The sequence below is a fragment of the Mycobacterium sp. E136 genome (assembly GCF_001666865.1).
In the GTDB taxonomy this organism is placed as follows: domain Bacteria; phylum Actinomycetota; class Actinomycetes; order Mycobacteriales; family Mycobacteriaceae; genus Mycobacterium.
On the sequence record NZ_LZJE01000011.1, the window covers coordinates 1 to 850 of the forward strand.

The 850-nt window shown below is 67.1% G+C and carries 1 protein-coding gene and 1 pseudogene; both read right to left on the reverse strand.

Features of this window, described 5'->3' with window-relative positions:
- Positions 1 to 118: 118 nt before the first annotated feature.
- On the reverse strand, positions 119 to 502 hold the full coding sequence (locus A5698_RS00840) for a hypothetical protein (RefSeq protein WP_068292088.1): 384 nt from the start codon (positions 500 to 502) through the stop codon (positions 119 to 121).
- A gap of 153 nt (positions 503 to 655) precedes the next feature.
- Positions 656 to 850: pseudogene (locus A5698_RS28820) on the reverse strand (cupin domain-containing protein); the annotation flags it as partial.

Below are 850 nucleotides of genomic sequence, written 5' to 3' on the forward strand. Positions count from 1 at the left end.
TGTGTGCCCGCACCCGCTGCCCCCGGGGTGTCCAACGTGCAGCCGCCCCCCGTCGACACCCAACAGCAGGACGGCGGGCACCACTAGGGCTGAGCGCTCGCGACGGCGAGAGGTGGCCTCAGGCCTCGCCGCCCCCGTCGCCCTTGCTGTCGGAGTCATTGTCGCTATCTGCCGTGCCGCCGGTGTCGGTGTCGTTGTCGGCGTTCGCGGCGCTCGCTCCCGGAACCCTGGCGACGGTACCGGGCACCACCTTGTTCGCGCCGCCGTCCTGCTGTTGGGTGTCGACGGGGGGCGGCTGCACGTTGGACACCCCGGGGGCAGCGGGTGCGGGCACACATGTCGGCGTCCCATCGACGATGGATTCGCTGCCGCTGCACGCCGGTTCGCCGATCGATTGGGCAGGGCCGCCGCCCAATGCGGTGATGACGGGGGCCGCGGCGAACGCGATGCCGACGATCGCCAGACCGAGGCGTCGGCTGGAAGCTTTTGACAGATCGAACACTCGACACCTCCTTCGACAGCCTCGGTGAGAAAGCTTGGCCAATTCGAAGCGCTCACTGCAAGGCTGAATCGAGACTATCGCCGATGGTCCCCCCTGCGCAGGGTTTGAGACGGGTACGTCGGCGTCAAGTTCGCCCTGGAGCAAGAACGTCGGTCAATGTGTCGCCGCAGACAATCCGTACCGGCGCACCACATCGTCCATCCAGTCCGGCGTGCCGTAGGTCAGGCCGTAGTTGGTCGCCAGCTCTTGAAATTCGGCAGACTCATGCAGGGGTGCGCCGGATGCGACCGCGGCTTGGCCGGACATGAGCAGTTCGCCCAGTTCGCGGAAGTAGTTCTCGAATCCTCC